Genomic DNA, 24,624 nt, shown 5'->3' on the forward strand with positions numbered 1-24,624 from the left:
ACTAGGGCAGCACGCTCGCTTTAACATTGTTGCCGCCGGGGGACGTTACGTAGCAGTCCAGCCTGCGGTCCCCGGAGTCCCAGCTCGTGGAGCTGGGGAAACTGCGCTCGAAGTTCAGCTTGTAGTCGTTCGCTGCCGGGCCCAGTTTTGCCGCCTGGCATGCTTCCAGGGCCTTGGCCTTCAGCGCTTCGGCCCCCGGGTAGGGCTCGCCTTCCGGGTAGTGGAACAAGGCAACCAGCTGCGCGGAATGGCCGGTATTGCATGGCACAACGGTGGACTTCAGCGCCTCCGGGCTGAAGTCCTTGAAGCAGTCGCCCAGAGCATAGGCGGCAGGCTCCACCACGCGGGGCAGGGGCAGGGGGGTCGCCGGGGGCGTGACAGCGGTTTGCAGTACGCCGGGAACCGCGCCTGCGGACGCTTCCTGGTTCCCGTTGTCGTTCAGCCACAGGACAAGCCACACCAGCGAGCCGATAACCGCCAGGAGGACGACGACGAAAAACGCCTTCCACAATGTCCGCTGGTTGACGCTGCCACGGCCGGCTGCGGGCCTTTCGGCCCGGATCGAGGGGTCCTGGTCCCAAGCCTCGCCCCGATCCCGCGATGGTCCCTTGCTGCGTGCCGGTGGCTCGGCTGCCGGGACTCCGTGCTCGGCCGCGGGAACTGTGGGCAGGCCAGCGGTGGGCGGGGAGGCGGGCTTGGGCGGAACGTCCTGGTGGTTCACGGGGTGCATCCTCCTGCGTTTCGTCCGCACGGTCAGCCGGATTTCCTGCCAGCATCAGTAGTTCTTAGGCGACTCTACAGAAGAAAAACGCCGGATTCCGGCCCCGGAGGGGCAGGAATGGTACTGCATGTGACCGCCACGCGCCGAGGCTGGCAAGCGGGGGCAGTCGAAAGCATGTAATCTAGGTGTACGACAAATTGACCAAACATTCCGGGGCCTCACCATAGCCAAAGGTGACCACCTCCGGTCCGAGTACAAAAAGGGGGTCACGCCATGGGGCGCGGCCGTCAAAAGGCAAAAGCTACCAAACAGGCTCGGGACATCAAGTACTACTCCCCGAACACTGACTACACCGCTCTCCAGCGTGAGCTCAAGAGTTCAGAAGTCCGCGCTCCCAGCCGTTTCGCCAACGAGCCGGTTGAACCGGACTATTCGGCTTACGTGGACAAGTACGCGGATGATTTGGAAGAGGACGACGACGAGGTACACACTCGTCGCATCGGCTAGCTGTCGCAAGGTGCTGTTGCCATAACCGGACAGCCCTGTGGCGCCGTCGCACTCCGGATTCAGCTGATGGATCCTGGTCGTTTTGTTGGACCAGTGCAGCGCTTCTTTTCAGCACACCGGCGATCCAGAAGGATCACGGGTGCTGACTTTCAGTTTATGAAGCCCGCCCCCTGCGCCCTGAACCGGTGCCGGGAGCGGGCTTCCTGCTGTCTTCCGGGAATCAGCGGAATGCCGCCCGTTGCCGGCCGGTTCCGGCAGGAGCTGTTGGCAGTTTTCCTGTTTTTTGCGGCGGTGGCACCCGGACAGCAGCGCCGCCGGCGCCCGCAAGGCTCACCGCCAGCACCGACGCCAGCACCAGCGCGGTTGCCGGTGCCAGGACCGTCCAAGGTGCCCGCTCAACATAACCGATGCCCTCGGCAAGGATGAGTCCCCACTCGGGCGACGGCTGTTGAGGGCCCAGCCCCAGGAACCCGAGTGCTGCGAGGGCAAGGGCTACACCGGGCAGCCGGAGCATCGCGTGGCGCAGGAGCGGCCGCACCACTGCCGGCAGGATGTAGCGGAGCAGGATGCGCGCCCTGCCCACCCCCAGCACCGGGAGGATCTGCACGTAGGACTGTGCCCGCGCCTCCTGGGCCAACGCGGCGGTATGCGCCGCCAGCGGCGCCCAACTTACGGCGGCGACAGCCAGTGCAGCTCCCTGCGCCGAAGGCCCCGTGATGGCTGCGGCCACCAGTCCAGCCAGGATGGGCGGCGCTGCGTTGGCCACCTCAACCGGCCCCGTGGCAGCCAAGGGGAACAGGCCGACCGCGATTCCCACGGCCAGACAGACCAGCACCACTACCAGCGCAGTCCCCAGCGTCCCCACTGCCCCATGACTCACGCGGGCCAGGAGGTCGCGGCCGCTGGCGTCGGCCCCGAACGGCAGCGCCCAGGTGGGCACCGCGAGTCTTGGGTGTGCGGAGGTGAAGGGGTCACGCAGCAGGCCGGCCACAACAATGAGCAGCAACGTGGCCGCCGCAAGTGCCGGTACTGCCAGCCCACGGCGGCTCCCTGACCGCGCTGGTTCCGGCAGCGGAAATGTGCCGAAGCGGACCGCAGGGCCGATCAGTACGTAACGCACCGCCGTCGTCAGCGTTCCCGCCAGCAGTGCCAGCGCCAGAAGTGCCAGCATGCCGGCCTGGAGCGCGGGAATGTCCTGGGCGCTGGCAGCGCCCAGGAGCGCCCGGCCGAGCCCTGGAATCGCGTAGACCTTTTCAACCGCGACAGCCCCGCCGGTCAGCCCAATGAGGACCAGCCCGAACTGGGGCAGCACTGACGGCAGCGCGCGCCGCAGCACAGCCCGCACCAGCTGCCCGGGTTGCGCGCCGGCCAGGCGCCAGGTTGCCACCCACGTCTCTCCAAAGCCGGCACGGACGGCGTCGGACAGGAGCAGGCCCATCAGGCCGCCGGCCGGGATGCCGAGGGCGAGTGCCGGCAGGACGGCGTACTCCGGGCCCTTCCAGCCGAAGGGCGGAAACCACCGGAGCCAGATGGCACCCACTACCAGCAGTACGGCGGCCAGCAGGAACTCCGGCAGGGAGGTGAGCGCAGCAGACAGGGCACCGGACGCTGGCTTCCGCCGCTGCCGGAACCCGTCCACCACCGCGGGTACGCAGATCAGCAGGGCAATGATGGACGCGGTGGCGAGGGCAAAGCCCATCAGGGTCGCCGAGACGGTGAGGGCTGCCACGACACCGGGGGCCACAGGCGTATTGCTGATCCAGGACGTGCCGAGGTCTCCCGCGAAGACCCGCTGGACCCAGGTTACGAGCATTGCCAGCGGGCCCTGTTCCAGGCCGAGCTCTGCGCGGATGGCGGCCAGGGTTTCGGGTGTGGGCTCGCGGTCCGAGTATCTGGCCCGGAGGATGGTGTACTCGGCGCCATGGCCTGAAAGCCACGGCATCATGCCGATCAGCACCACGAGTCCGAGGAGGGCGACGATCCGCGAAGCAGTGACTTTCAGGAAGGCCGGAGTGTGCATCAGCCTGCGGCGCGTGTGCTGGTGGACGCGCTGCTGCTGATCCCGGTGATGCCCGTGATCAGTGCCCTCTCGCGCGGATCCCGCTCCACGCCACGGACCCGGGTGGACTCTCCTTGGATGACGCGTTCGTGGAGCAGCGGGACGGCGGCGTCCCGGGCGAGAATGAGGCTTTCCGCGGCTGCGATCGCGGTACGGCGTTCAGGGCCGGCAGGGATGCCGGCGGCTTTGGCCAAGGCTGCGTCCACTGCAGGGTCGCAGAACTGGGAGATATTGAAGGAGCCGGCGCAGGAGAAGTCGCTGTAGAGGTATGCCACGGGATCGCCGGAGTCCAGCACCGTGGCGCGCGAGAGGATGAAGGCATCGAATTTGCCGGCCAGGGCGTCCGCTTCGATGTGCTGGTACTCGCGGACGTCCTGCTCGACGGTAAAGCCGGCGGCTTCCAGCTGCTGCTCGAGCTGGACTGCTACCTCCGGCAGCTCGGCGCGGTCCGTGAAGGTTCCAAGTCGGATGGGCGTTCCCTTGACGGTGGCTGCGGCAACGCGGGTGGCCAGCGCTGCGGCGTAGCTTTTGTTTCGCCGCTCGTCTGCTGCCCACGGAAGCGCCGGGCCAAGCAGCCCGGCCGCCTTGTCCGCGCGGCCTTCATAAACCCGGTCCACAATGGCGCCGGCATCGATCGCTTCGCGGGCTGCGGCGCGGACTGTGGGATCGGCGAACGGACCCGATGCCGTGTTGAGATACAGTGTGTTGGTCCGCGGCATCGGGACCTCATGCACCAAGGCCGGATCGATCTGCGCCACCTGGCCCACCGGGATGGCTTCTACGATGTCCGCGTTCCCGGTGCGCAGCGCCGCTGCCCGGGCAGTGCCGTCCGGAACAAACTGGACATCCACGCCGTCGGCTTCCGCTTTTTCGCCCCAGTACCCGTCGAAGCGGTCCAGCCGGGCGGAGGTGGTGCCGTCCACCGAAACCAGCCGGTACGGCCCGGTTCCGGCATTCACGGGGTCAACCACGCCGCGGTCCTTGTATGCCGAGGCCGCGAGGATGGCCAGCTGGGGGCTGGACAGCCGCTGGGGCAGGAGCGGATCGGGCGTCGCCGTCCTGATGATCACGGCTCCGGGACCATCAGCGGCGGCAGTCAACTCCACGCCGTCGAGGATTCTCGGCTTGGGGCTGGCCTGCACGGCGGCTGACACCGAGGCGACGACTTCCGCCGACGTCATGGCCGTTCCATCGTGAAACTCGACGCCGTTCCTCAGGGTGAAGCGCCAGGAGGTCTGATCGACCTGCCGCCACCCGGTGGCCAGTGCGGGTTTAGCTTCGCCGAGCTCGTCCAGCATCACGAGAGTTTCCGTGGTCTTCCAGCGGGAGAGTTTAAAGGCGTCGTCGCTCAGCGGCGACAACCCGGACCGCGGCGGCTGAAGCATGGCCAGTTTGATCCGGCCGTCACCGTCACCGTCACCGCCCTCCGCCGCCGGCTCGGCGCCGGAAAAGCATCCGGTCAGACCGGCAGCAAGCAGCAGGGTCGAGAGGGCGGTTACACCTGTTTTGTATCGAATTTTGGGCACGTTTATGACCTGTTTCGGGTATGGAGGGGCGGATGGCCAGCTGTTGGCCGGGTTGAGCGTTATGGGTTTTGCGTTTGGTTCTGCGCTGGCTTAGCGCTTGGCCGGCAGGAGCCTTGAAAGTCCGACGGCGGGAATCACCATGAGTGCCGCCATCACCGCCCAAGGCCAGACGGCATCAGGTCCCGGTTGGGAGGCGCCCGAGTACAGCGGTCCCAGGGCAAAGTTGCCCAGCAGCACCGCGCAACCGCCCATGCTTGCCAGAAGTCCGTAGTAAATGCCCGTCCGGCGCCCGCGGGCAAAATCGAGGACCAGGGGCATGGCCACCGGTCCGATGCACATGTGTCCCAGACAGAGCCCCACCACAAGCAGCAGCGGCGGCAGGAGCGGCAGTGTGCCGGTGGCCGGAAATTGGGCGAGCACCGCCATGGTGGCGAAGGCCAGGCACTTCAGGAGGAAGCCCACTGTCAGTGCCCGTCCTGCACCGATCCGGGTTGTCAGCCGGGAGATTGGCCATTGCAGCGCAACGGTGAGGATGGAGGCGGCCGCGAACAAACCGGCCAGTGCCGCGGGTCCTGCACCGCTTCTGGTCAGTTCGATGGGCAGCCCGAAGTACAGCTGGTTGTAGGCCAGCAGGTTCACGCTGTAGAGGGCGGCGAAGGCTACAAAGCGCTTGTCCCGCAGCATCGCCGCGACCCCGTCACCCGGGGGCCTCGAGGAAGGCGGCACGGATGGGGAATGCTTGTTCGCCTCCCGGTTTGGGGCTCCGGCGGGCACACCGTGCCACAACAGCCCTGTCATCACGGCGAAGACGGCGGCCCCGGCCAGCGCGGCCCAACTGAAGGAAAGCCCCAGCAGCAGGGCGCCCACCAGGGGGCCGGTCACGGCCCCGATCTCTCCGCAGATGGCGAGGAGCGCGAAAAGGGCAGGTGCCTTCCCGCTGGTGTTCCGCCGTCGTTCCTCTGCCTTGCCAACCAACGATTCCAGGGCGGGGGAGAACAGTGCACCGCCCATCCCGGTCAGCACGGCGCCCAGGAGGAACAGCGGAAAGCTGCCGGCCATGGCCAGCGTGAGGTAACCGGAGATGCGGACCAGGCAGCCCACCAGCATGGCCCGCCGTGGCCCAAACTGGTCGGTGATCATGCCGCCCACCAGGAAGAGCCCCTGCTGGCTGAAGACGCGGGCGCCCAGGACCACACCCACGGCGGTGGCCGTCATGCCGAAGTCCTTGGTCATGACCAGCGCGAGGAACGGGACCACGGCATAAAAGCCAATGTTGAAGATGAGCTGGCTGGCGAGCAGGAGTCCAGTGGCCGGGCGGGACTTCGTTGCTGCCGGGTCTATGGCGCTGAGTGCAGTCACAGGGCAGCCGCCGGGACATTGCGGTGGAGCTGCATGCCTGCTGACGCCTGCACGAGTTCGACGGCGGCAAGGCTGGCGGGGTTATCCAGCACCTGGCCTGTTGGCCCTTGTTCCACAATGCTGCCTTCCGCCAGGACGGCGGTGGTGCCGCAGATCCTGGCGGCCGTTGCGAGGTCGTGGGTTACCAGGAGCATTCCCAGGCCTTCCTCCCGCACCAGGCCGTCCAGCAACGAAAGGACGGTATCCCGCAGGGGGAGGTCCAGGCCGCTGACGGGCTCGTCGGCCAACACATACGACGGCGAGACAACCAAAGCGCGAGCGATGGCCACACGCTGGTTTTGACCGCCGGACAGCTCTCCCGGGCGGCGCTCCGTCAGGGCAGCCGGCACCTCGACGCGTTCCAGGGCTTGGCCGATCAGAGCCCGGTGGTTTCCCTCCACCCGGAGCTGCCGCAGCGGCTCCATCAGCAGCTGCGAAATGGTCATTCTGGGATCGAGGCTTCCTGCCGGGTTCTGCGGGATGTACTGCACGGCGCGGCGGTACCAGCGCAGCGTTCGGACAGCGCCGGGCCGTATGGTCTGGCCGTCGAGCGTCACGGAGCCGGCAGAGGGCTTTGCCATGGCCAGGAGAATCCGCACCAGGGTGGACTTGCCGGAACCGGAACTCCCCACCAGCGCCGTGCTGGTGCCGGGGGCGAGGCTCAAACTGATGTTTCGGAGTGTTTCTACGGGCTGCCGGTTGCGGAAGCCGCGGGCTGGGTAGGCGAAGGAGATGCTGTCCGCGGCCAGGGCGCCGGTCATGCTGCCACCGCTGTTTTTAGTGTTGCCGGAGCCGCAAGCGGCAGTGCACCTGTGGCTGCTGCCACCAAGCGCCGCGTGTAGGGGTGGCGCGGAGTGCACAGCAGTTCCGTCATCGGTGCTTCTTCGACGATCCGGCCGCCCTCCATCACCAGCGCGCGGCTGCAGAGCGATGCGGCGGCCGAAAGGTCGTGGGTGATGAAGAGGACGCTTCGGCCTTCGGCTCCCCACGTGCGGAGGGTCGCGAGGACCTTGGCCTGGGTCACGGCGTCCAGCGCCGTAGTGGGCTCGTCTGCTACGAGGACGCGGCTGCCGCACGCCAGGGCCAGGGCGATACAAACTCTCTGCAGTTGCCCGCCGGAAAGTTCACCGGTGTAGCGGGGAAGGATTGCTGCGGGTTCCGTAATTCCGGCCTGCGCCAGGAACCGGGCAGCGTGCGTCCAGGCGTCGGTCCGGCGAAACCCAGCCCTGCGTAACGGCATGAGGAGTTGTTTGCCCACGGGAACCAGCGGGTTGAGGGAGCTTTGGGGATCCTGGCGGATGAGTGCCGCGTTCGCTGCGGTGGCAGTCGTCCTGCCTGCCACCTTCCAGGCGCCTATGCCAGGCTCACCTCCGAAGGAGACCTCCCCGCTGGCGGTGATCCCGTCCGGAACGGTTCCGGTCAGGGCCGCCGCGGTCAGCGACTTGCCCGATCCCGAGGCGCCCAGCAGCGCGACGCACTCGCCGGCCTGCATGGAGAATGTCAGGGGGTGCACCAGCCGCTGCCCGTCATACGACAGCGCGAGGTTCGTCACGGAGAGGGCGGGTGCAGGCATCTGGGCATCGTTTCGTGGAAGGACTTCAGGACAGGTCCTCATACTAACAATAATCATTCGCAATTAGACAATGGGTGTTTGGTTGACCAGACATCATTCATCCCTTAAAGCCGTAACCGCGCTTATGGAGGTCCATAAGCGCGGTTAGTGGGACTTCGATGCTGATTTACGCGTAGGCGTTGACCAAGCGGACTGCGCCGCCGTCCACACCCTTGGCGCCCTGTACGTAATCCGGGCCGGACTTGAGGATCGAGTCCGAATCCTCGGTGACGGTGCCCATGACCCAGGATGGGAGGCCACGGTCGTTCAGGCGCGAGACGGCGGCGTCTGCGGCGTCGGCAGAGACGATGGCCACCATGCCCACCCCCAGGTTCAGGGTGCGCTCAAGGTCTGCCAGCGGCACGTTGCCCAGTTCAGACACCAGCTTGAAGATGGCCGGCAGTTCCCAAGTGGCGCGGTCCACCGTGGCCACGAGGCCCTGGGGGAGGACGCGGGCCAGGTTGGCCGCCAGGCCGCCGCCGGTCACGTGACTGAAGCCGTGCACTGCGGAAGCGCCGGTGACGGGGAAGGTGCGGGCGAGGTCCAGGCAGTCCGCCGCGTACACACGGGTGGGCTCGAGGAGTTCCTCGCCCAGGGTGCGGCCGAGTTCGGAGACCTGGCGGTCCAGTGCCCAGCCGGCGTGGTTGATGACGCGGCGCACCAGGGAGTAGCCGTTGGAGTGCAGGCCGGAGGATGCCATGCCGATCACAACGTCGCCGGCGCGGACGCGGTCCGGCCCCAGCAGGGCGTCGGCCTCGACAACGCCGGTGGCTGCGCCCGCGACGTCGTACTCGTGCTCTCCCAGCAGCCCGGGGTGCTCGGCGGTTTCGCCACCCACCAGCGCGGTGCCAGCTACCGAGCAGGCTGCGGCGATGCCACGGACAATGTCGGCGATGCGCTCGGGTACTACCTTGCCGCAGGCGATGTAGTCCGTCATGTACAGCGGCTCTGCGCCAACCACCACGATGTCGTCCACCACCATGCCCACGAGGTCGAAGCCGATGGTGTCGTGGATGTCCATGGCCTGGGCAATGGCAACCTTGGTGCCTACGCCGTCGGTGGACGTTGCCAGCAGCGGCTTCTTGTAGGTCAGGAGCCTCGAGACGTCGTAGAGGCCGGCGAAGCCGCCCACCCCGCCGATTACCGAGGAATTGTGGGTGGCCTTGACGGCACCCTTCATCAGCTCGACGGCGCGGTCGCCGGCTTCAACATCGACGCCTGCGGAGGCGTAGGTGATGCCGGAAGTGTTGCCGGAGGCGGGGGCAGCGGAAGTCATACGGACTCTTTCTTGTCAGTGCCGGCGGCGGCGTGTACGTCTGGCACAAGGTCGGCTTCGGTCAGCAGGTTCTCAAACTCGGAGTCCGGTCCGGGATCGCAGCCCGTGGCGCCGGATTTCTCCGCCGGGTCCACCTGGGGATCCACGGCAAGGGCCGCTGTGACGCCGGGGAGGGCGGACGGCGAGGGCTTCAACCCGCCGAGGTCCGTACGTTCCAGCAGGTTCTTGCCCAGCTTGTCCGAACCCGGAAGCTCGATGGGGTACTTGCCGGTGAAGCACGCGGTGCACAGGCGCTCCCGCGGCTGCCGGGTGGCTTCGATCATGCCGTCTTCGGAAATGTAGGCGAGGGAGTCGGCCCCGATAGCCTGCGAGATTTCCTCGATGGTGGCGCCGTTGGCGATCAGCTCGGCGCGGGAGGCGAAGTCGATGCCGTAGAAGCAGGGCCACTGCACGGGCGGGGAGGAGATCTTGACGTGAACGGACGCGGCACCGGCTTCGCGGAGCATCCGGACGATGGCGCGCTGCGTGTTGCCGCGGACGATCGAGTCATCCACCACCACCACGCGCTTGCCGCGGATTACGGACTCGAGGGCGTTGAGCTTAAGCCGGATACCCAGCTGGCGCAGCGTCTGCGAGGGCTGGATGAACGTCCGGCCAACGTAGGAGTTCTTGACGAACCCGTGGGCGAAGGGGATGCCGGATTCTTCGGCGTAGCCCACGGCGGCAGGGGTGCCGGACTCGGGAACGGGAATAACGATGTCTGCCACCTGCGTGTTTTCGCGGGCCAGCTGGCGGCCCATCTCCACGCGGGACTCGTACACGGAGCGGCCAGCGATGGCGGCGTCCGGACGGGCAAGGTAGACGTACTCGAAAACGCAACCGGCCGGCGTCGGCTCCGCAAAGCGCTGGGAGCGCACGCCCTGCTCGTCAATGGCGATGAACTCGCCGGGCTCGATTTCACGGATGAAGCTGGCTCCGACGGTGGCGAGTGCGGACTGCTCGGAGGCGACAACCCAGCCACGTTCCAGCCGGCCGAGGACCAGGGGGCGGATGCCGTAGGTGTCGCGGGCGGCGTAGAGGGTGCCTTCGTCCATAAAGACGAAGCAGAAGCCGCCCTTGATCTTGGGCAGCAGTTCGATGGCGGTTTCTTCGAGGGTCTTGCCCGGCTCGCCTTCCAGGAGTGCCGTGACCAGGGCGGTGTCCGAGGTGTTGCCCTGTTTCATCTCGCCCGTGAGCTGATCGCCGTTGCGTTCCTGGATCATGGCGTTGAGTTCGGCCGTGTTGGTGAGGTTGCCGTTGTGCGCCAGGGCCACGGTTCCGGTGCTGGTGGCGCCGAGGGTGGGCTGGGCGTTGGCCCAGTGGCTGGCTCCGGTGGTGGAGTAGCGGCAGTGGCCCACTGCCAGGTGCCCGGTGAGGGTGTTCAGGGTGGTTTCGTCAAAGACCTGGGAGACGAGTCCCATGTCCTTGTAGACGTTGATCCGGTTGCCGTCGCTGGTGGCTATACCAGCGGACTCCTGACCGCGGTGCTGCAGTGCATACAGCCCGTAATAGGTTAGTTTTGCTACTTCTTCACCTGGTGCCCAGACTCCGAAAACGCCACAGGCGTCCTGCGGGCCTTTTTCGCCAGGGAGAAGATCATGGGAAAGTTTTCCATCGCCGCGTGCCACTGGTCGATTATCTCACGACATGGGGTAAGACTTTTCCGGCCGCCCGTTTGTGACCCGGGCTAAGGCTGGGAATCGGTATCCGGTTCGGAGTCCGGGACGGACTCCACCACGGCCCGCTGCTGCCGCTTGACGCTGCGGCGGTCCAGGATCAGCGCCAGCACAGCACCAAGGACCGCGCCGGCGCCGGCGAACAGCACCAGGAAGAATCCGAACACCGAGCCTGGGTCGAAGTTCTCGCTTGCGGGCAGCCCGTAGGCCACCGCCGCAGCCACCCCCACGCCCACCAGTGCGCCCAGGACCAGGAACGGCACGTACTTGGGCGCACGGCGGACGGTGATCTCGCGGCGCTCGGAGGGGGGTTGTTCAGAAGCCATGCCTCAAGCCTACATTTCCGCAGATGCCCTATCAGTTACGGCTGCTTCACCCCCGGTTTGAGGACCATAAGTGATAGGACAACGAGGGGGTTCAGCTGCCGCGGTACGTGGAGTAGGCGAACGGGCTGAGCAGGAGCGGGACGTGGTAATGCTCGGGGCCAGTGACTTCGAACACCAGGTCCACCTCGGGGAAGAATGTTGCGGTCTGCAAACCGGCGTAGTAGCTCCCGGTGGCGAAGTTTAGCTTGTAGTGCCCCGGTTCCAGCTGCTCCGGGCCCAGATCCTTCGCTCGGCCGTCGGCATCCGTAGTGGAGCCTGCAAGTTCCTGCCAGCTGCCGCCGTCGTTTTTGTAAAGCACGACGGCGACCCCCGCCGCCGGGCGTCCGGCGCCTGTGTCGAGGATATGGGTGGTGACGTGGGAGACGCTCATTCGGTGATCAGTCCTTCAAGCCGCAGTACGGCAATCTCGCGCAGCTGTTGGGCCACGATGGTGTCTTCTTCGGCGGGGGAGTTTTCCAGCCGCTCCTTCAGGGACTGCAGAATTTCCGGGGCGGTGCGGCCGGCGGCGCGAATCAGGAAGACGCGGCCGAACTTTTCCTCGTAGTCCCTGTTGCCTTGGGCCAAAGCCTCAGCCAGGGCAGTATCCGCGGGATCCACCCCGGCCTGCTCGGAACGGGACATGGACGCCTCGGCGGTGGCCGCCGTCGGACGTTCGCCGATCCGGGGGTGGTGCGCCATGGCGGACTCCACTTCAGCCGGGGTGAAGGGGTTCGCGGCTTCGGCTGCAAAAGCCAGGAGCGCGTCCGTGGACGGGAAGGGCCGGGCTGCGGCGACAGTGTCCACCCAGCGCTGCACATCGATGCATGGTCGAAGGGTGTTCGCGGCCAGGGCGGTGTCCGCAGTGTTGAATTCGGCAAGCTTCATGCTGGCTGCTTCCTCAGTGACAAATGCTGGCATCCATGGTGACGGCTATGCGGAGGCCGGACTTCCCGGCACCCAAGCGCCGGTGGTGCCGGCTTCAGGCTTCCGCATCATGGAACTGTTATTTCAGCATACGTAATATTCAAGTAGAGCAAGCGGTCAGTGTCAAGAGACTACCGCAGCACTGAGACCCAGCCGGTATTATCGCGGGAGAGCCACAAGCTCAACGACAATGCTGGGGAAAACAAAAGAATATGGACGGGACGGCTATGCAAATGCTGACCGATCAGGACGCCGCGCGGGAGCTTGGCCTGCGGGAGTACGGGCTGATACCTACTACGGCGGGTGAGACGCCGGTGCTGACCGACGCCCAGGCCAGAGGTGCGCTGGACAACCTGGTGCGGCTGGCCGCGTCCTTGTGCGGGGTGCCCTACGGCGTGGTCAATATCATCACTTCAGACCAGCAGTTCCAGATAGCGGCCTCGGGAATCGACCCCCGCATTTGCTCCCGCGAGGACTCCATGTGCGCCACGGTCTTTTTGGCCGGCGGGACAACCGTGGTCCGGGACGCTTCGCAGGACCCGCGGTTCGCGGCAAACCCCTTCGTCAGCGGGGAGAAAGCTGCCGTCCGCTTCTACGCCTCCGTGCCGCTGGAGACCTCCTCTGGACTGGTTCTGGGGTCCCTGTGTGTTTTCTCCAACCGCCCGGAGCTCCCCACGCTCGAGCAGCTAAGCCTCCTGGAAGTACTGGCCCGCCAGGTGGTGGAGCTCCTGGAACTGCAGCACCGCACCCTTCAGCTCAACCAAGCCCTGGCCGAACTGCAGCGCAGCAACACCATGCTCGCCGAGTTCGCCGGGCGGGTCAGCCACGATCTTCGCGTGCCGCTCACCACCATCCTGGGGTATGTGGAGCTGGCCGAGGACGATCCTGGCATCCAGCCGGACCACCCGGCTGTGGAGTATTTGGAACTCATCAGCAGCGGTGGACGGCGCATGCTGGCCACTCTTGAGGACGTTTTGGACTACTCGCGAGCGGACGGAAAGCTTAACCGGGAACGGCTGTCCTTGCTCGCCGTCACGGCCGAGGCGGTCCGGGACCTGGGCCTTGACCTGGGCCTTGCCAGCGGCATTCTGTGCGAGGATGCCGAGCTCTTCGCAGACCGCGCCCAGCTGCGCACCCTTCTGCAGAACCTCCTGGCCAACTCGCTGAACTACCAGAACCCCGGCCAGGGGCTGCGCGTCACCGTCAGCGGAGAAGCGGGCCCCAAAGGAATGACCCTCCATGTTGCCGATAACGGAAAAGGCATCCTCCCCGCCGACCGCTCCAGGGCCGTGGAGCCGTTGGTGCGGCTGAACCGTCCCGGTGACCTTCCCGGGACGGGACTGGGCCTGGCCACCTGCCACCGGATCGCGCAGGCGCACGGTGGAGAGCTCACCATCAGCGATACTCCGGGCGGGCGGAGCCACGGTTTCGGTGACGTTCCCGGCGCAAGGCTGAGGCGGCCCGCCCTCCCGGTTCAGCCTGCCCGGCACCGGCCGGAATCAGCCCTGCGGGGTCCGGGTCAGGACCCAGGTGTTGGTGCCGTCCTGCCGCTCGAAGGTAACGGTGGTGACCAGCGCCTGGATCAGTGCCAGGCCGCGACCGGACTCGGCGTCCTCGCCCGGCGATGCCGGCTCCATGGGTCCGAACGGCGGCTTCGCGTGATAGGCGCTCACCCGGGCCTGGAGCAGCGTGGGCCGGACGGAGATGTCCACGCCGAGCTCCACCTGCTCCTGCCCGGCAGGCTCCGCATGCTGGACGATGTTCGATGCCGACTCGATGACCGCCGTCGTAAACGTCATCTGGTCCATGTCCTGGACAAAGGGGACGTCGAGCCAGAGGCTGTCGAGGTCATTGTGGACGGATTCGATGGCGTCCTCGGCCGCCGGCCCGCGGAAGCTGCGGGACGCCAGGACCTCAGTCATTGCTGAACGCCTCCGCGGCCGAACCGTAGGACGTGAGTACTTTGTCCATGCTGGTCAGCTGCAGGACCATCTTTACCTGCGGCTGCACGGCCGCGATCCGGAGGTCCCCGCCCGCCTGCCGCGCCGCCTTGAGGCAGCCAATGAGTGCGCCCAGGCCGGAGGAGTCCATAAACGCCGTGTTTTCCAGGTTCACCACGATCCGGTTGGACCCGCCCGCGATCACGTCGGTGACAAATTCGCGCAGCTTCGGCGCGGAGACCATGTTCAGCCGCCCGTCCGCCTTGACCTCCGCGTACGAGTCCTTGACCTCATAACTAAACTTCATCGGGATTCCTCTCTGTAGCAGCCGGTTCTCCGGCCGGTTCATAACCCTTGTAAAGCACTGCCCGCACCAGGATGCTCATGACCACCAGGTCGAAAATGACCCAGGCGACGTTCACCAGGGTGCCCAACGGCTCCGCCAGCCCGGTGGCCAGGCGGATGATTCCGACGACGGCGGCCACGGCCAGCAGCACCGACACTATGATCTGTGGCTGGATCAGGCTCCAGCTGGGCCCGCCGTTCTGGCGCGCCTTGGGGGTCACGGCAAACCCAAGGGGACGGCCGAACCAGACGTTCCTGGCCGCCGTCGAGCACGCCTTGATCCAGGTGGGGAACAGAGCCAGGCTGTACTGCTGGCCGCGCCAGGTGGGGATGCCCCGGCCGGCGACGGCGAACAGCAGCTGGTTGACCAGCATGAAAGGGATGAACCGGATGAAGAAGTCCCAGCTCAGGCTCGTCACCGGCAGGATGCCCAGCAGCAGGTAGATGATGGGGGCCGCGAAATAGACGACTGCCGCGTAGCCGCTGAGGTAGGTCCACATGGTGGCGAAGTACATCAGCCGCTGGCCCAGCTTGAGGCCCCTCTGCACCAGCGGGTTTTCGCGGAGGAACACCTGGATGGTGCCCTGGGCCCAGCGGAGGCGCTGGGTGAGCATGGTCTTGAGGTCCTCCGGTGCCAGCCCGTACGCGAGAATCTCGTGGTGGTAGACGCTCTCCCAGCCCATGGCATGCATACGCATGGCGGTGGCCATGTCCTCGGTGACCGAGATGGTGGCCAGCGGCATAACCGGCTGGGCTTCGTCGTTGCGCTCCACGGACAGCGCGTCCAGGACGGCCTGCACGGATTCGAGCGCACCCAGGGGAGACCAGTCGCGGGCGGACATGCGCTGCACGGCGTCATCAGCCACCACCGGAACGCCGGCCTCGCCCACATGGGCCAGTTCCATGGCGGCGATCTCTTCGAGGTCAGCCTGGAGGGCCTCGACGTCGGCCATCACCAGGGTCTGCACGGCGGCGTCCACGCGGCGGCGTACCCGGTAGGTAATCTCACTCAAGGCTCCGCCGGCGTCCAGTTCCTGCTGGGCTTCGCCGGTGGCCGCCTCCACCTCGTCGAGCACCTGGGCCACCAAAGGCGTCTCCATGTCCGCGGACTTCCGGGCCTGCTTAATGGCCGAGCGGGAGGCGGCCAGCGCCCGGCGGATGCTCTTCTCGGTTTCCTTGACATAGCCCACCAGGCCCAGCTGCATCAGGGCCTCACGTCGCAGGATCGCGTTGGAACCGCAGAAGAAGGCGGCATTCCAGCCGTCCTTGCCCTGCTGGATGGGGCCATAGAAAAGGGGCGCCTGGCTGCCGAGGGGATCATCTGCCGGGACGTTGCTGAAGTACTGCGGTGTCTGGACCAGTGCAACGCGGCGGTTGTTGAAGTAGCCGAGGGTCTTTTCGAGGATGTCCGGCTCGGGAATCTGGTCCGCGTCCAGTATCAGGAGGAACTCGCCGTGGGTCTGCATCAGGGCGTTGTTCAGGTTTCCGGCCTTCGCGTGCCGGGGCAGGTTCGAGGTCCAGTCGTTGCTGCGGGTGACGTAGCCCAGGCCGTGCTGTTCGGCGAGGGCCTTGAGTTCGGGGCGCGCTCCGTCGTCCAGGATCCACGTGCCGTGCGGGTGCCGGATCTTCTGGGCGGCGAGAGCCGTGGTCATCACCATGTCCAGGTCTTCGTTGTACGTGGTGATGAAGACGTCCACCGTGGCATCATGCGGTGGCGGCGGGGCGCCCTTGCGGATCTTCAGCTTCCACACCGTCATGCCGAACAGCATCACGTCGATCAGGCTGTAGGTTTCGGCGATCACCAGGGGCACGGCGATCCACCAGGCGTCCCAGTTCAGCGATGCAACCCAGCGCCAGGCGATGTAGTTGACGCCGGTGATGACGGTCAGCACCACCACCAGCCGGGTGAAGAACCGGGTCATCCAGCTGCTTCTTCCGGCAGCCGGCGGACAACGACCACCGTTACGTCATCCTCGGCGGTTTCGGCCGGTGCCAGGGCCAGGATGGCGCTGCTGGCTGCCTGGGCCGACTCCTGGCTTTGGGCGGCGCTGCGGACGGCGTCGGTGAAGTCCTCCACGGACTCGAAGACGTCCAGCACGCCGTCGCTGACCACCACCAGGGAATCCCCCGGGGCGAGTTCCATGCTGGATTGCGGCCACTGGGTCCCGGCCCAGGCGCCGACGGGCGGGCCGCCGGAAGGGAGCCTGACGGCAGCGCCGCCGGACCGGACGTGCAGCGCCAGCCCGTGCCCGGCGTCGACATAGCTGACCGTTCCGGACGCAGCCTCGAGCCGCGCGTGGAACAGGGTGACAAAGGAGTTGGAGGAGTCCAGGTCCGTGGCTATCGACTTGCTGGCGGAGGCGAAGGCGCCGTCCAGGTCCTGCCGGTGGCCCATGGAGCGCATCACGGCGCGGACTGTTGCCGCGATGAGCGCGGCACCCATGCCCTTGCCCATGGCGTCGGCGAAGGTCAGGTGCAGCCCGTCCGGGGTCTGGTACCAGTCGTAGAAGTCCCCGCCCACGCTGCGGGAGGGGCGGAACATACCGGCGACGTCGTAACCATCAACCCGGATGTCTTCCTTGGGAAGGAGGCTTTGCTGGACTTCCGTGGCACGCTCCAGCTCACCGCGGGCCGCCGAATCGGCAGCAGCGGACGGGCGCCGGCGGAAGAGGGCGTTGATGCGGGACTGCAGCTCACGGGGGCTGAACGGCTTGCTGATGTACTCGTCTGCCCCGTTGTCCAGGCCGGTCAGTTTGTCCAATTCGTCAGCGCGGGCGGTGAGCATCACGATGAAGGCGTCCGAAAACTGGCGGAGCAGCTTGCAGACTTCCAAGCCGTCGATGTCTGGCAAGTTTAGGTCCAGGGTGACCAGGTCCGGCTTGCGGCGGCGGACTTCCTCCACGCCGGGCAGGCCAGCTCCCGCCTCGGTGACGTCGAAGCCCTGCTTGACCAGGACGCGGACCAGCAGGCCGCGAATGTCCGGGTCATCCTCAATGACAACGGCACGGCGGGGTTCGGGGGGAGAGACCATAACTCTACTTCTACCGTATTAACCCCCGCAGGGCATGTCGCAGGGACTGTTACATTACGCCGTCTGTTGACCGGAGACGGCGGCACGGCCCGTCTGCGGGCGCGCAGGGATCTTGCGCAAATCTTGGGACCTGCTTGCCCGCACATTGAGGAACGGCCGGGACACTCAAAGGCAGGAAACAGCTTCGCGAAGACGAGGGTCAAAGACGGCCTCTCTGGAGGCTGGACGGCTTGCAGGAGGGCGGAGCAGCCATGGGACACTTCAACATCAAGGACCGGACGACGGCGGATGCCGCCGCCTGCGGGGAACCTGTGACGGCTGTGCTGCCGCATGAACTGGCGCGGACCGCGTTGGACAAGGGCCGGGCGCTGATGCGGGTCTACTTCCACTCACGGAAAGTGCGGGCCGCGGCCAATGCTCTGGCGCAGGCGCTGTCGGAATCAAGGGAGGCATCCAGCTGGCCAGGGGACCGGCTGCCTGTCGGTGAAGAGATGTCGGTGCAGGTGGAGAAGCTGACGCACCGCCTCAAGCTGGAAACTGAGGCGCATTACAGGCTGGAGGCGCTTTTCAAAAGTGTGGATTTGGGGCGTTCCGCCGCGGCGGTTTAGGTGCCACACTAAGGAGCAATCGAGTGGCTGGGGTTACCGGGTCAGGAGATTGTTATGGGGTGGGTTTACAGGGTGGGCGTACCTCATTGCGGGACTCATGACCGTGGACGCCCTGCTCCTGGCGCTGTGGGCCATCGACGAGGACTGGCCCAATAGTTGGCGGAAGAAACCCTGACACCAATCAGCGGAGGTTGAGGCGCATCAGCACCCGCGGGAAGCCGCTGAGAACCGATTGCGTGTCCGCAGCCTTGGTGAAGCCGGCGTCCTCGAAGAGCTTTCGCGTGCCGACGTAGGCCATGGTGAGGTCCACTTTCCGGCTGCCATTGTCCACCGGATAGCCCTCGATGGCCGGCGCCGTGTAGCTGCGCGCAAACTCAACAGCGCCTTTCAGCAGGTGGTGCGAAATGCCTTTGCCGCGGTGCCCGGGCCGCACGCGGATGCACCACACCGACCACACATCCAGCCCGTCCACGTGCGGGATCTTCCGGTTCCCGGCGAAGCTGGTGTCCGCCCGTGGGTGGACCCCGGCCCACCCGACTACCTCACCGCCGTCGTACGCTAAGACCCCCGGCGGGGGATCCTGGGCTACCAACTGTTTGACCAGGTCCCCGCGCTCCGGCCCGTGCAACGACAGGTTCTGTTTGGATGGAATGCGGTAGCTCAGGCACCAGCAGACGTTGGCGTCGGGCCGCTTGGGCCCCACCATCGTCCGGACGTCCTCGAATTCGGTAGCCGGACGGACCTCGATCGCCATGCGGCCATCCTGTCACCGGGTTGGGTCACCGGCAACGGCTTCACTCGCCAGAAGCGGCGATAGACTGAACGATCCAACAGCGGTAGGAAGGCATGGTGGGCTCATGAACGATAAGCTGCACCTCACTCCGGAAGACCAGTTCCCGGAAAACCTGAAAAACGTATCAGACAACGAATTACAGGTCCTGGACAGCCGCATCCAACGCCAGCTCGACCACGAAATGGTGGTTGACGGGGAATCGGACCGTGAAACGGAATTCAGGCACTACGAGCTGGACGAGGAATTCCAGGACCGCGACAAACGCTGACTGCGCCCGCTGAATTCTGACCCTGTTCGCCCCTGCTGGTTCTCATTACACTGGGACGCATGACCGAGCAGGAACCGGCCCGGGGCAGGGCTGCTGCGGCTTCCGACGGCGGGGAAGGCCTGGGCGAGGACGCCAACGTCGTATCCCCAGCGGTTGAGGACGGCGGGGCCGCGCACTTGGCGGCTCCCGGCGCCGTCGACACCTCCCTGCGCAGTCCGGCAGAAAGATCCCGCACCTTCGCCGGGATCCTGGTGAACACAGCCCTGGCCAATATCACCACCAGCTACCTGTGGTTTGCGCTGACGTTCTGGGTGTACCTGGAGACGCGCAACGTGATCGCCACTGGGGTGGTGGGCGGCGCATACATGCTGCTGATCGCCCTTTCCAGCATCAGCTTCGGCACCTTCGTCGACCGTTACCGCAAGCTCGCTGTAATGCGCTTTGCAGCCGTCTTTACCTTGGTGATGTTTGTGCTGTCCGGGGTCATGTTCCTGCTGGCGCCGGCCTCCTCGCTGCTGGACCTGACACAGCCGTGGTTCTGGATCTTCACCCTGGTCATCCTGATCGGTGCCGTGGTGGAGAACATGCGCAATATTGCACTGTCCACCACTGTCACCATCCTCATCGAACCGGACCGCAGGGCCAACGCCAACGGGCTGGTGGGCATGGTGCAGGGGCTGATGTTCCTTATCACCTCGGTGCTTTCCGGGCTGTCGGTGGGGCTGCTGGGCATGGGCTGGACCATCGCCGTGGCCGTGGTGCTCACGGCGCTGGCCTTTGCACACTTGCTCACTCTGCGCATGCCCGAGGAAACCCGCGTCGCGGCCAGCGATGCGCACGGCGGATTCGACCTTCGCGGCTCCTACGCCGCCGTACTGGCTATCTCCGGGCTGTTCGCGCTGATTCTGTTCTCCACGTTCAACAACTTTATCGGCGGCGTCTATATGGCGTTGATGGACCCCTACGGCCTGGAGATGTTTCCGGTGGAGCTGTGGGGGATTTTTCTGGCGGTAGGCTCCAGCGGGTTCCTTATCGGCGGGGCGCTGATCGGCAAATTCGGCCTCGGGTCCAACCCGTTGCGTACGCTGCTCATTGCGGTGGTGGCCATGGGGGTCCTCGGCGCGGTGTTTACCCTGCGCGAGTGGGCTTGGCTGTACATCGTGGGAATCTGGCTGTACTTGACGCTGGTCCCCGTTGTGGAGGCCGCCGAGCAGACCGTCATCCAGCAGGTGGTTCCGCTGCCACGGCAGGGAAGGGTGTTCGGTTTCGCCATGGCGTTCGAGTCCGCGGCGGCGCCGGTCACCTCGTTCCTCATTGCACCGATCGCCCAGTTCTGGATTATCCCCTACGCACGGTCCGCCGACGGCGCTGCCCAGTTGGCCCCGCTGCTGGGCGAGGGTACCTCCCGGGGCATTGCACTGGTGTTCCTGGTGGCGGGGATCATCATGGTCATCGCTGCGCTGCTGGCCTTCCTCACGCCGGTCTACCGCCGGGTCTCGGCCGAGTATGCGGAGGCGCGCGCAGAGGTGCCGGAAACGGCCGACGCCGAGCCTTAATCACCGAACGCTCACGCAAAAATTGCGCGAGCGTTTGGCGAAAAGCTGCGAAAGCTGAGAGAGCGTCTGGCGAAAAGCTGCGAAAGCTGAGAGAGCGTCCGGGGAGGGTTAGATTCCCAGGGCTTCCTTCAGCGCAGCGACGTGGCCGTCGGCCTTAACCTGGTACTGCGCGAGCGTGACCTTGCCTTCGGGGTCCACCACAACGGTGGAGCGGACAATACCCTCAACAATTTCGCCGTTGACCAGCTTCTCGCCCCAGGCGCCGTAAGCCAGGGCAACCGCGTGGTCGGGATCGGAGAGCAGCGGGAAGGTCAGGGAGAAGTCGCCGGTAAAGCCGGCCAGGGCCTCCGGGGCGTCGGGGGAGATGCCAATGACCTCGTAGCCCTTGCCCTGGAGTGAAGCCAGGCTGTCGCGGAAGTCGCAGGCCTCAGTGGTGCAGCCGGGGGTGGCGGCCTTGGGGTAGAAATACACGATGACGTTTTTGCCACGGTAGTCGGCCAAGGCAGTCCCGCGGCCCTGGGCGTCCTGCAGTGCGAAATCAGGGGCCTGGGTTCCCGGCTGAAGCTTGGTGGTCAGGGTCTGGCTCATGGCGTTCCTTTGGAAGTCTTTGTCAGGTAATGGCAAAACATCAAGTGAAGCGGGTTGCCGCTCAGTCATACAACTCCGGCGTCATATGCAGTATTCCGCCGGACCCCGGACAGTTGCGCACTGCCCTGGTATAAACCGGTATCCGCCGCCCCGGACGGTGGCCACCGCATGGCGTGCATTCCCGAGCTTTCGCCGGATGCGGCCCACATAAACGTCGATGGACCGGGCCGAGGCGCCGGGGGTTTCAAACGAATCCAGGAACTGCTGGAGTTCCTCCCTGCCCACTGTGCGGGACAGGTGCGTCACCAGGTACCGGAGTACCTTGAACTCGACGCCGGTCAGCGGCACTGGATTGCCGTCCAGCAGGACCTTATCGGCGGCAAGGTCCACGGCAACCCGGCTCACTGGACCGGCCGACGGCGGCAGCCGGGTACCGCCGTCGGCCTCGCTGAGTGCCGCGCCCCCAGGTGCCTCGCCGGGAACGCCGGGGTTCTCCGCCGCGGAAGGAGTGCGAGAGGAGTGGTCTGCGGCTCCTTCCGAAGATGCGGAGACCCCGGACGTGGGAGCTCCGGCGGCAGGCCAGTGGACTTCCGCCTCCGGAGCAGTTTGTAGGGCCCGGGCAAGGACGAGCCTTGCGGCGCGGGCCAGCAGTTCGGGGCTGGTGCCATCCTCGGGCACCACCCACACAGCCAGGCCCCTGGCAGCCGCCGTTGGAATGGCAGTCGCCGTTGGAATGGCAGTCACCGTTGGAACGGCAGCCGCCCTTTGTGCGGCGGCGCCCGTGACAGCTAACCGGGGCCGTGCCACCGTCCTCGGATGGAGGGCTTCCACTGCCATGGCGCGTCCCTAGACTCCGCCGCGGCGGATCAGCTTGCCCGTGGGGGTCTGGCCGTCCACCACGGCGCCGCGCAGGAAGGTCTTGCGGACCACCCCGGAGAGGGCTTTGCCGTCGTACGGGGTGATGGGGTTCTTGTGCTTGAGCTTGGACACGTCCACCACAAACGCCTCGTCCGGAGCGAAGACGGCGAAGTCGGCGTCGTAGCCCAGCGCCAACTGGCCTTTGTTGGACAGGCGGGCCAAAGCTGCCGGCTTCTCGCCCATCCAGGACACCACCTGCTCCAGCGGGATGCCGCGGTGCCGCGCTTCCGTCCAGATCAGGGACAGGCCCAGCTGCAGCGATGAGACGCCGCCCCAGGCCACGGCGAAGTCGCCGTTCTCCAGGTCCTTCAGGTCCAAAGTGGACGGGGAGTGGTCCGAGACGATGCAGTCGATGGTGCCGTCCAGGAGCCCCTGCCACAACAGCTCCCGGTTGGAAGCTTCGCGGATGGGCGGGCAGCACTTGTAGGCGGTGGCGCCGTCGGGGATTTCTTCGGCCATCAGCGTGAGGTAGTGCGGGCACGTCTCCACGGTGAGCTTCACGCCGTCGCGCCTTGCTGAGGCGATCATGGGCAACGCGTCCGACGACGAGAGGTGCAGGATGTGCGCCCGCGCACCGGTCCAGCGGGCCCGCTCAATCACTTCGGCGATGGCCTTGTTCTCGGCGCCGCGCGGGCGGGACGCCAGGAACGTGGAGTAGTGGTCGCCGCCGGGGTGCGGGGCACGATCGATGGCGTGCGAATCCTCGGCATGGACGATCATGAGCGAATCGAAGGACTTCAGCTCAGCCATGTCCTCCTCCATCTCATCCGCGTCCAGGTGCGGGAACTCGTCCACGCCCGAGTGCAGGAGGAAGCACTTGAAGCCGAACACGCCTTCGTCGTGCAGCGCCCGCAGGTCGCCCTTGTTGCCCGGGATGGCACCGCCCCAGAACCCGACGTCGATGAACGCCTGGTCCTCGGCCACCTCGCGCTTGAGCTTCAGGTTTTCCACGGTGGTGGTGGGCGGAACGGAGTTCAGCGGCATGTCGATGATGGTGGTGACGCCGCCCGCGGCGGCGGCGCGGGTTGCTGAGGCGAAGCCCTCCCACTCGGTGCGGCCCGGCTCATTGACGTGGACATGTGTGTCCACCAGGCCGGGAATCAGGGTTTCATCGTCGGCCAAATCAATGACCTCTGCCCCTGCCAGGCCGTTGCCCAGCGGCTCGAGTGCCACGATCTTGCCGTTGCGGACACCCACTTCGCGGGGTGCCAGGCCGGCAGTGGTGAGGATGCGCTGGCCGCGGATGACCAGGTCAAAACGTTCTTCAGACATGGAGGTCCTCCTTCGTGCGTGCGGAACGGGACAGCGTATTTGCCGCCAGCCGTCCGCTGATCTGCGTGCCCAGCTGCTCCAGAAGCTGCCCTGCTTCTGCTATGCACCTGTCTACATTGCTTTCGAGCTCGGTCAAAGCGTAAACGTCCTCAAATCCAGCGGCACTCGCCTGGCCCGCTTCAAGCGTGGTCCGTCCGCACACGGCGATCACCGGAACACCCTGCCCGGCGGCTGCCCGGGCAACACCCATGGGCGTCTTGCCCAGCAGGCTCTGCTCGTCCAGGCTGCCTTCGCCGGTGATCACCAGGTCGGCCCCGGCAAGTCTTTGCTCCAATTCCGTGAATTCGAGGACGACGTCGATGCCCGGCCGGCGCGTCGCCGCCAGTACGGCGAGGGAGGCGTAGCCAACGCCTCCCGCTGCTCCGGCTCCCGGGGCTTCCGCCGCCTTGATGGCGCGGTGACCGATTTCCCTGGCCAGGACTTCGACAAACCTGGCCAGGGCGGCGTCGAGCAAGCCGACGTCCTGTTGTGTGGCGCCCTTCTGCGGGCCGAAAATCACCGCGGCGCCCTGGGCGCCCAGCAGGGGATTGTCGACGTCGGACGCCAGCACAAAGCGTGTGTGCTTCAGCCGGGTATCAAACCCGCTGAAGTCGATCCGGTCGAGGCGGGCCAGGGCGGCGCCGCCGGCGGGAAGCTCATTGCCCCCGGCATCGAGGAGTGCCGCGCCGAGCCCCTGCAGGATGCCGGCACCCCCGTCGGTGTTTGCGCTGCCGCCCACTCCCAGGATCACGCGGTTGCACCCGGCGTCCAGGGCGGCACCGATCAGCTGGCCGGTGCCCAGACTGGTGGCGGTGCGGGCCTCCACGGGGCCCGGCCGTCCCCCAACCAATGCTCCGGCGGGGAGCAGTGCCAGGCCCGAGGCCGCCGCCATCTCTATGACTGCCTCATTGCCCCGGACGGCGAAGTCGGCCGTGACCGGTTCGCCTGTCGGTCCGGCCACCACGGCGCTGCGGCGGGTGAAGCCGGAGCCGACGGCGGCGTCCAGGGTGCCCTCACCGCCGTCGGCTACTGGAATGCGGACCACGTCCAGGTTGCCGCCGGCCCCGCGCTGCAGTCCCTTTTCCAGGTGTGTGCAAACGTCCGGGGCGGACAGGGATCCCTTGAACTTGTCCGGGGCAATGATGATGCGCATGCTTGTCTTT

Annotated in this window: 24 protein-coding genes and 1 pseudogene; 5 read left to right on the top strand and 20 right to left on the bottom strand. The window is 66.2% G+C overall.

The window, feature by feature from the left end; genetic code table 11:
• Window position 1: 1 nt before the first annotated feature.
• On the bottom strand, window positions 2–730 hold the full coding sequence (locus QFZ70_RS00815; RefSeq protein WP_307093636.1) for a septum formation family protein: 729 nt from the start codon (window positions 728–730) through the stop codon (window positions 2–4).
• A 264-nt stretch (window positions 731–994) separates the two neighbouring features.
• Between QFZ70_RS00815 and QFZ70_RS00820 the strand changes: the two genes are divergently transcribed.
• Entirely contained in the window at window positions 995–1,228 is a 234-nt protein-coding gene (locus QFZ70_RS00820) for a DUF3073 domain-containing protein (RefSeq protein WP_307093637.1), read from the top strand.
• Between the two features lie 220 nt (window positions 1,229–1,448).
• On the opposite strand, the gene QFZ70_RS00825 is transcribed toward QFZ70_RS00820, so the two are convergent.
• From QFZ70_RS00825 to uraD, 10 genes are all read right to left on the bottom strand, one after another.
• A complete protein-coding gene (locus QFZ70_RS00825) occupies window positions 1,449–3,248 on the bottom strand; it encodes an ABC transporter permease subunit (protein WP_307093638.1) in 1,800 nt (599 codons plus the stop codon).
• Complete coding sequence (locus QFZ70_RS00830) at window positions 3,248–4,813, bottom strand: ABC transporter substrate-binding protein (RefSeq protein ID WP_373461501.1); 1,566 nt, start codon at window positions 4,811–4,813, stop codon at window positions 3,248–3,250. Before QFZ70_RS00830 ends, QFZ70_RS00825 begins: the two co-directional genes overlap by 1 nt.
• Before the next feature lie 90 nt (window positions 4,814–4,903).
• On the bottom strand, window positions 4,904–6,172 hold the full coding sequence (locus QFZ70_RS00835) for an MFS transporter (RefSeq protein ID WP_307093639.1): 1,269 nt from the start codon (window positions 6,170–6,172) through the stop codon (window positions 4,904–4,906).
• Window positions 6,169–6,972, bottom strand: coding sequence for an ABC transporter ATP-binding protein (locus QFZ70_RS00840; RefSeq protein WP_307093640.1), 804 nt, complete (start codon window positions 6,970–6,972; stop codon window positions 6,169–6,171). The genes QFZ70_RS00835 and QFZ70_RS00840 overlap by 4 nt, the downstream gene beginning before the upstream one ends.
• Window positions 6,969–7,784 (bottom strand): ATP-binding cassette domain-containing protein, encoded by an 816-nt coding sequence (locus QFZ70_RS00845; protein ID WP_307093641.1) that lies wholly within the window; start codon window positions 7,782–7,784, stop codon window positions 6,969–6,971. Before QFZ70_RS00845 ends, QFZ70_RS00840 begins: the two co-directional genes overlap by 4 nt.
• Window positions 7,785–7,950: 166 nt before the next feature.
• Window positions 7,951–9,099 (bottom strand): phosphoribosylformylglycinamidine cyclo-ligase, encoded by a 1,149-nt coding sequence (gene purM, locus QFZ70_RS00850; RefSeq protein WP_307093642.1) that lies wholly within the window; start codon window positions 9,097–9,099, stop codon window positions 7,951–7,953.
• Window positions 9,096–10,766: an amidophosphoribosyltransferase gene (gene purF, locus QFZ70_RS00855; RefSeq protein ID WP_307093643.1), complete on the bottom strand. Its 1,671-nt coding sequence runs from the start codon at window positions 10,764–10,766 to the stop codon at window positions 9,096–9,098. The genes purM and purF overlap by 4 nt, the downstream gene beginning before the upstream one ends.
• A gap of 59 nt (window positions 10,767–10,825) precedes the next feature.
• Window positions 10,826–11,140 carry a hypothetical protein gene (locus tag QFZ70_RS00860; RefSeq protein WP_307093644.1) on the bottom strand — a complete coding sequence of 105 codons (315 nt, stop codon included), beginning with the start codon at window positions 11,138–11,140 and terminating at the stop codon, window positions 10,826–10,828.
• A 91-nt stretch (window positions 11,141–11,231) separates the two neighbouring features.
• Window positions 11,232–11,570, bottom strand: coding sequence for a hydroxyisourate hydrolase (gene uraH, locus QFZ70_RS00865; protein ID WP_163165858.1), 339 nt, complete (start codon window positions 11,568–11,570; stop codon window positions 11,232–11,234).
• Window positions 11,567–12,064 (bottom strand): 2-oxo-4-hydroxy-4-carboxy-5-ureidoimidazoline decarboxylase, encoded by a 498-nt coding sequence (uraD, locus tag QFZ70_RS00870; protein WP_307093645.1) that lies wholly within the window; start codon window positions 12,062–12,064, stop codon window positions 11,567–11,569. The genes uraH and uraD overlap by 4 nt, the downstream gene beginning before the upstream one ends.
• Before the next feature lie 266 nt (window positions 12,065–12,330).
• On the opposite strand from uraD, the pseudogene QFZ70_RS00875 reads away from it, so the two are divergent.
• Window positions 12,331–13,558, top strand: a pseudogene (locus QFZ70_RS00875) (ATP-binding protein).
• A 44-nt stretch (window positions 13,559–13,602) separates the two neighbouring features.
• Here the strand turns inward: QFZ70_RS00875 and QFZ70_RS00880 are convergent.
• From QFZ70_RS00880 to QFZ70_RS00895, 4 genes are read right to left on the bottom strand one after another with little or no spacing between them, the layout of a single operon-like run.
• Window positions 13,603–14,025 (bottom strand): ATP-binding protein, encoded by a 423-nt coding sequence (locus QFZ70_RS00880; RefSeq protein ID WP_307093646.1) that lies wholly within the window; start codon window positions 14,023–14,025, stop codon window positions 13,603–13,605.
• The gene (locus QFZ70_RS00885) at window positions 14,018–14,350 is read right to left on the bottom strand and encodes an STAS domain-containing protein (RefSeq protein WP_307093647.1); all 333 of its coding nucleotides are present in this window, start codon (window positions 14,348–14,350) and stop codon (window positions 14,018–14,020) included. Before QFZ70_RS00885 ends, QFZ70_RS00880 begins: the two co-directional genes overlap by 8 nt.
• On the bottom strand, window positions 14,340–16,310 hold the full coding sequence (locus tag QFZ70_RS00890; protein ID WP_307093648.1) for a glycosyltransferase family 2 protein: 1,971 nt from the start codon (window positions 16,308–16,310) through the stop codon (window positions 14,340–14,342). The genes QFZ70_RS00885 and QFZ70_RS00890 overlap by 11 nt, the downstream gene beginning before the upstream one ends.
• Window positions 16,307–17,419 carry a PP2C family protein-serine/threonine phosphatase gene (locus QFZ70_RS00895; protein ID WP_307093649.1) on the bottom strand — a complete coding sequence of 371 codons (1,113 nt, stop codon included), beginning with the start codon at window positions 17,417–17,419 and terminating at the stop codon, window positions 16,307–16,309. The genes QFZ70_RS00890 and QFZ70_RS00895 overlap by 4 nt, the downstream gene beginning before the upstream one ends.
• Window positions 17,420–17,670: 251 nt before the next feature.
• Here QFZ70_RS00895 and QFZ70_RS00900 point away from each other — a divergent pair, with 251 nt between their 5' ends.
• Entirely contained in the window at window positions 17,671–18,027 is a 357-nt protein-coding gene (locus tag QFZ70_RS00900; protein WP_307093650.1) for a hypothetical protein, read from the top strand.
• A gap of 181 nt (window positions 18,028–18,208) precedes the next feature.
• On the opposite strand, the gene QFZ70_RS00905 is transcribed toward QFZ70_RS00900, so the two are convergent.
• Window positions 18,209–18,781, bottom strand: coding sequence for a GNAT family N-acetyltransferase (locus QFZ70_RS00905; protein ID WP_307093651.1), 573 nt, complete (start codon window positions 18,779–18,781; stop codon window positions 18,209–18,211).
• A gap of 103 nt (window positions 18,782–18,884) precedes the next feature.
• On the opposite strand from QFZ70_RS00905, the gene QFZ70_RS00910 reads away from it, so the two are divergent.
• Both QFZ70_RS00910 and QFZ70_RS00915 read left to right on the top strand, forming a co-directional pair.
• Window positions 18,885–19,088 (top strand): hypothetical protein, encoded by a 204-nt coding sequence (locus QFZ70_RS00910; RefSeq protein ID WP_307093652.1) that lies wholly within the window; start codon window positions 18,885–18,887, stop codon window positions 19,086–19,088.
• A 59-nt stretch (window positions 19,089–19,147) separates the two neighbouring features.
• A complete protein-coding gene (locus tag QFZ70_RS00915) occupies window positions 19,148–20,644 on the top strand; it encodes an MFS transporter (protein WP_307093653.1) in 1,497 nt (498 codons plus the stop codon).
• A gap of 108 nt (window positions 20,645–20,752) precedes the next feature.
• On the opposite strand, the gene bcp is transcribed toward QFZ70_RS00915, so the two are convergent.
• The 4 genes from bcp to QFZ70_RS00935 form a co-directional block, all read right to left on the bottom strand.
• Window positions 20,753–21,232, bottom strand: coding sequence for a thioredoxin-dependent thiol peroxidase (gene bcp, locus QFZ70_RS00920; protein WP_307093654.1), 480 nt, complete (start codon window positions 21,230–21,232; stop codon window positions 20,753–20,755).
• Between the two features lie 81 nt (window positions 21,233–21,313).
• Window positions 21,314–22,069: a winged helix-turn-helix domain-containing protein gene (locus tag QFZ70_RS00925; RefSeq protein ID WP_307093655.1), complete on the bottom strand. Its 756-nt coding sequence runs from the start codon at window positions 22,067–22,069 to the stop codon at window positions 21,314–21,316.
• A 9-nt stretch (window positions 22,070–22,078) separates the two neighbouring features.
• On the bottom strand, window positions 22,079–23,422 hold the full coding sequence (allB, locus tag QFZ70_RS00930) for an allantoinase AllB (protein ID WP_307093656.1): 1,344 nt from the start codon (window positions 23,420–23,422) through the stop codon (window positions 22,079–22,081).
• Window positions 23,415–24,614 carry a glycerate kinase gene (locus tag QFZ70_RS00935; protein WP_307093657.1) on the bottom strand — a complete coding sequence of 400 codons (1,200 nt, stop codon included), beginning with the start codon at window positions 24,612–24,614 and terminating at the stop codon, window positions 23,415–23,417. The genes allB and QFZ70_RS00935 overlap by 8 nt, the downstream gene beginning before the upstream one ends.
• Window positions 24,615–24,624: the final 10 nt, after the last annotated feature.

The organism is Arthrobacter sp. V1I9, from assembly GCF_030817075.1.
Classification (GTDB): Bacteria; Actinomycetota; Actinomycetes; order Actinomycetales; family Micrococcaceae; genus Arthrobacter.

Excerpts from the sequence above, each read along its gene's own strand:
- QFZ70_RS00815 (WP_307093636.1), bottom strand. The coding sequence starts at position 730 with ATGCACCCCGTGAACCACCAGGACGTTCCGCCCAAGCCCGCCTCCCCG.
- QFZ70_RS00820 (WP_307093637.1), top strand. The coding sequence starts at position 995 with ATGGGGCGCGGCCGTCAAAAGGCAAAAGCTACCAAACAGGCTCGGGAC.
- QFZ70_RS00825 (WP_307093638.1), bottom strand. The coding sequence starts at position 3,248 with ATGCACACTCCGGCCTTCCTGAAAGTCACTGCTTCGCGGATCGTCGCC.
- QFZ70_RS00840 (WP_307093640.1), bottom strand. The coding sequence starts at position 6,972 with ATGACCGGCGCCCTGGCCGCGGACAGCATCTCCTTCGCCTACCCAGCC.
- QFZ70_RS00845 (WP_307093641.1), bottom strand. The coding sequence starts at position 7,784 with ATGCCTGCACCCGCCCTCTCCGTGACGAACCTCGCGCTGTCGTATGAC.
- purM (WP_307093642.1), bottom strand. The coding sequence starts at position 9,099 with ATGACTTCCGCTGCCCCCGCCTCCGGCAACACTTCCGGCATCACCTAC.
- QFZ70_RS00860 (WP_307093644.1), bottom strand. The coding sequence starts at position 11,140 with ATGGCTTCTGAACAACCCCCCTCCGAGCGCCGCGAGATCACCGTCCGC.
- uraH (WP_163165858.1), bottom strand. The coding sequence starts at position 11,570 with ATGAGCGTCTCCCACGTCACCACCCATATCCTCGACACAGGCGCCGGA.
- uraD (WP_307093645.1), bottom strand. The coding sequence starts at position 12,064 with ATGAAGCTTGCCGAATTCAACACTGCGGACACCGCCCTGGCCGCGAAC.
- QFZ70_RS00880 (WP_307093646.1), bottom strand. The coding sequence starts at position 14,025 with ATGACTGAGGTCCTGGCGTCCCGCAGCTTCCGCGGGCCGGCGGCCGAG.
- QFZ70_RS00885 (WP_307093647.1), bottom strand. The coding sequence starts at position 14,350 with ATGAAGTTTAGTTATGAGGTCAAGGACTCGTACGCGGAGGTCAAGGCG.
- QFZ70_RS00890 (WP_307093648.1), bottom strand. The coding sequence starts at position 16,310 with ATGACCCGGTTCTTCACCCGGCTGGTGGTGGTGCTGACCGTCATCACC.
- QFZ70_RS00895 (WP_307093649.1), bottom strand. The coding sequence starts at position 17,419 with ATGGTCTCTCCCCCCGAACCCCGCCGTGCCGTTGTCATTGAGGATGAC.
- QFZ70_RS00900 (WP_307093650.1), top strand. The coding sequence starts at position 17,671 with ATGGGACACTTCAACATCAAGGACCGGACGACGGCGGATGCCGCCGCC.
- QFZ70_RS00905 (WP_307093651.1), bottom strand. The coding sequence starts at position 18,781 with ATGGCGATCGAGGTCCGTCCGGCTACCGAATTCGAGGACGTCCGGACG.
- QFZ70_RS00910 (WP_307093652.1), top strand. The coding sequence starts at position 18,885 with ATGAACGATAAGCTGCACCTCACTCCGGAAGACCAGTTCCCGGAAAAC.
- QFZ70_RS00915 (WP_307093653.1), top strand. The coding sequence starts at position 19,148 with ATGACCGAGCAGGAACCGGCCCGGGGCAGGGCTGCTGCGGCTTCCGAC.
- bcp (WP_307093654.1), bottom strand. The coding sequence starts at position 21,232 with ATGAGCCAGACCCTGACCACCAAGCTTCAGCCGGGAACCCAGGCCCCT.
- QFZ70_RS00925 (WP_307093655.1), bottom strand. The coding sequence starts at position 22,069 with ATGGCAGTGGAAGCCCTCCATCCGAGGACGGTGGCACGGCCCCGGTTA.
- allB (WP_307093656.1), bottom strand. The coding sequence starts at position 23,422 with ATGTCTGAAGAACGTTTTGACCTGGTCATCCGCGGCCAGCGCATCCTC.
- QFZ70_RS00935 (WP_307093657.1), bottom strand. The coding sequence starts at position 24,614 with ATGCGCATCATCATTGCCCCGGACAAGTTCAAGGGATCCCTGTCCGCC.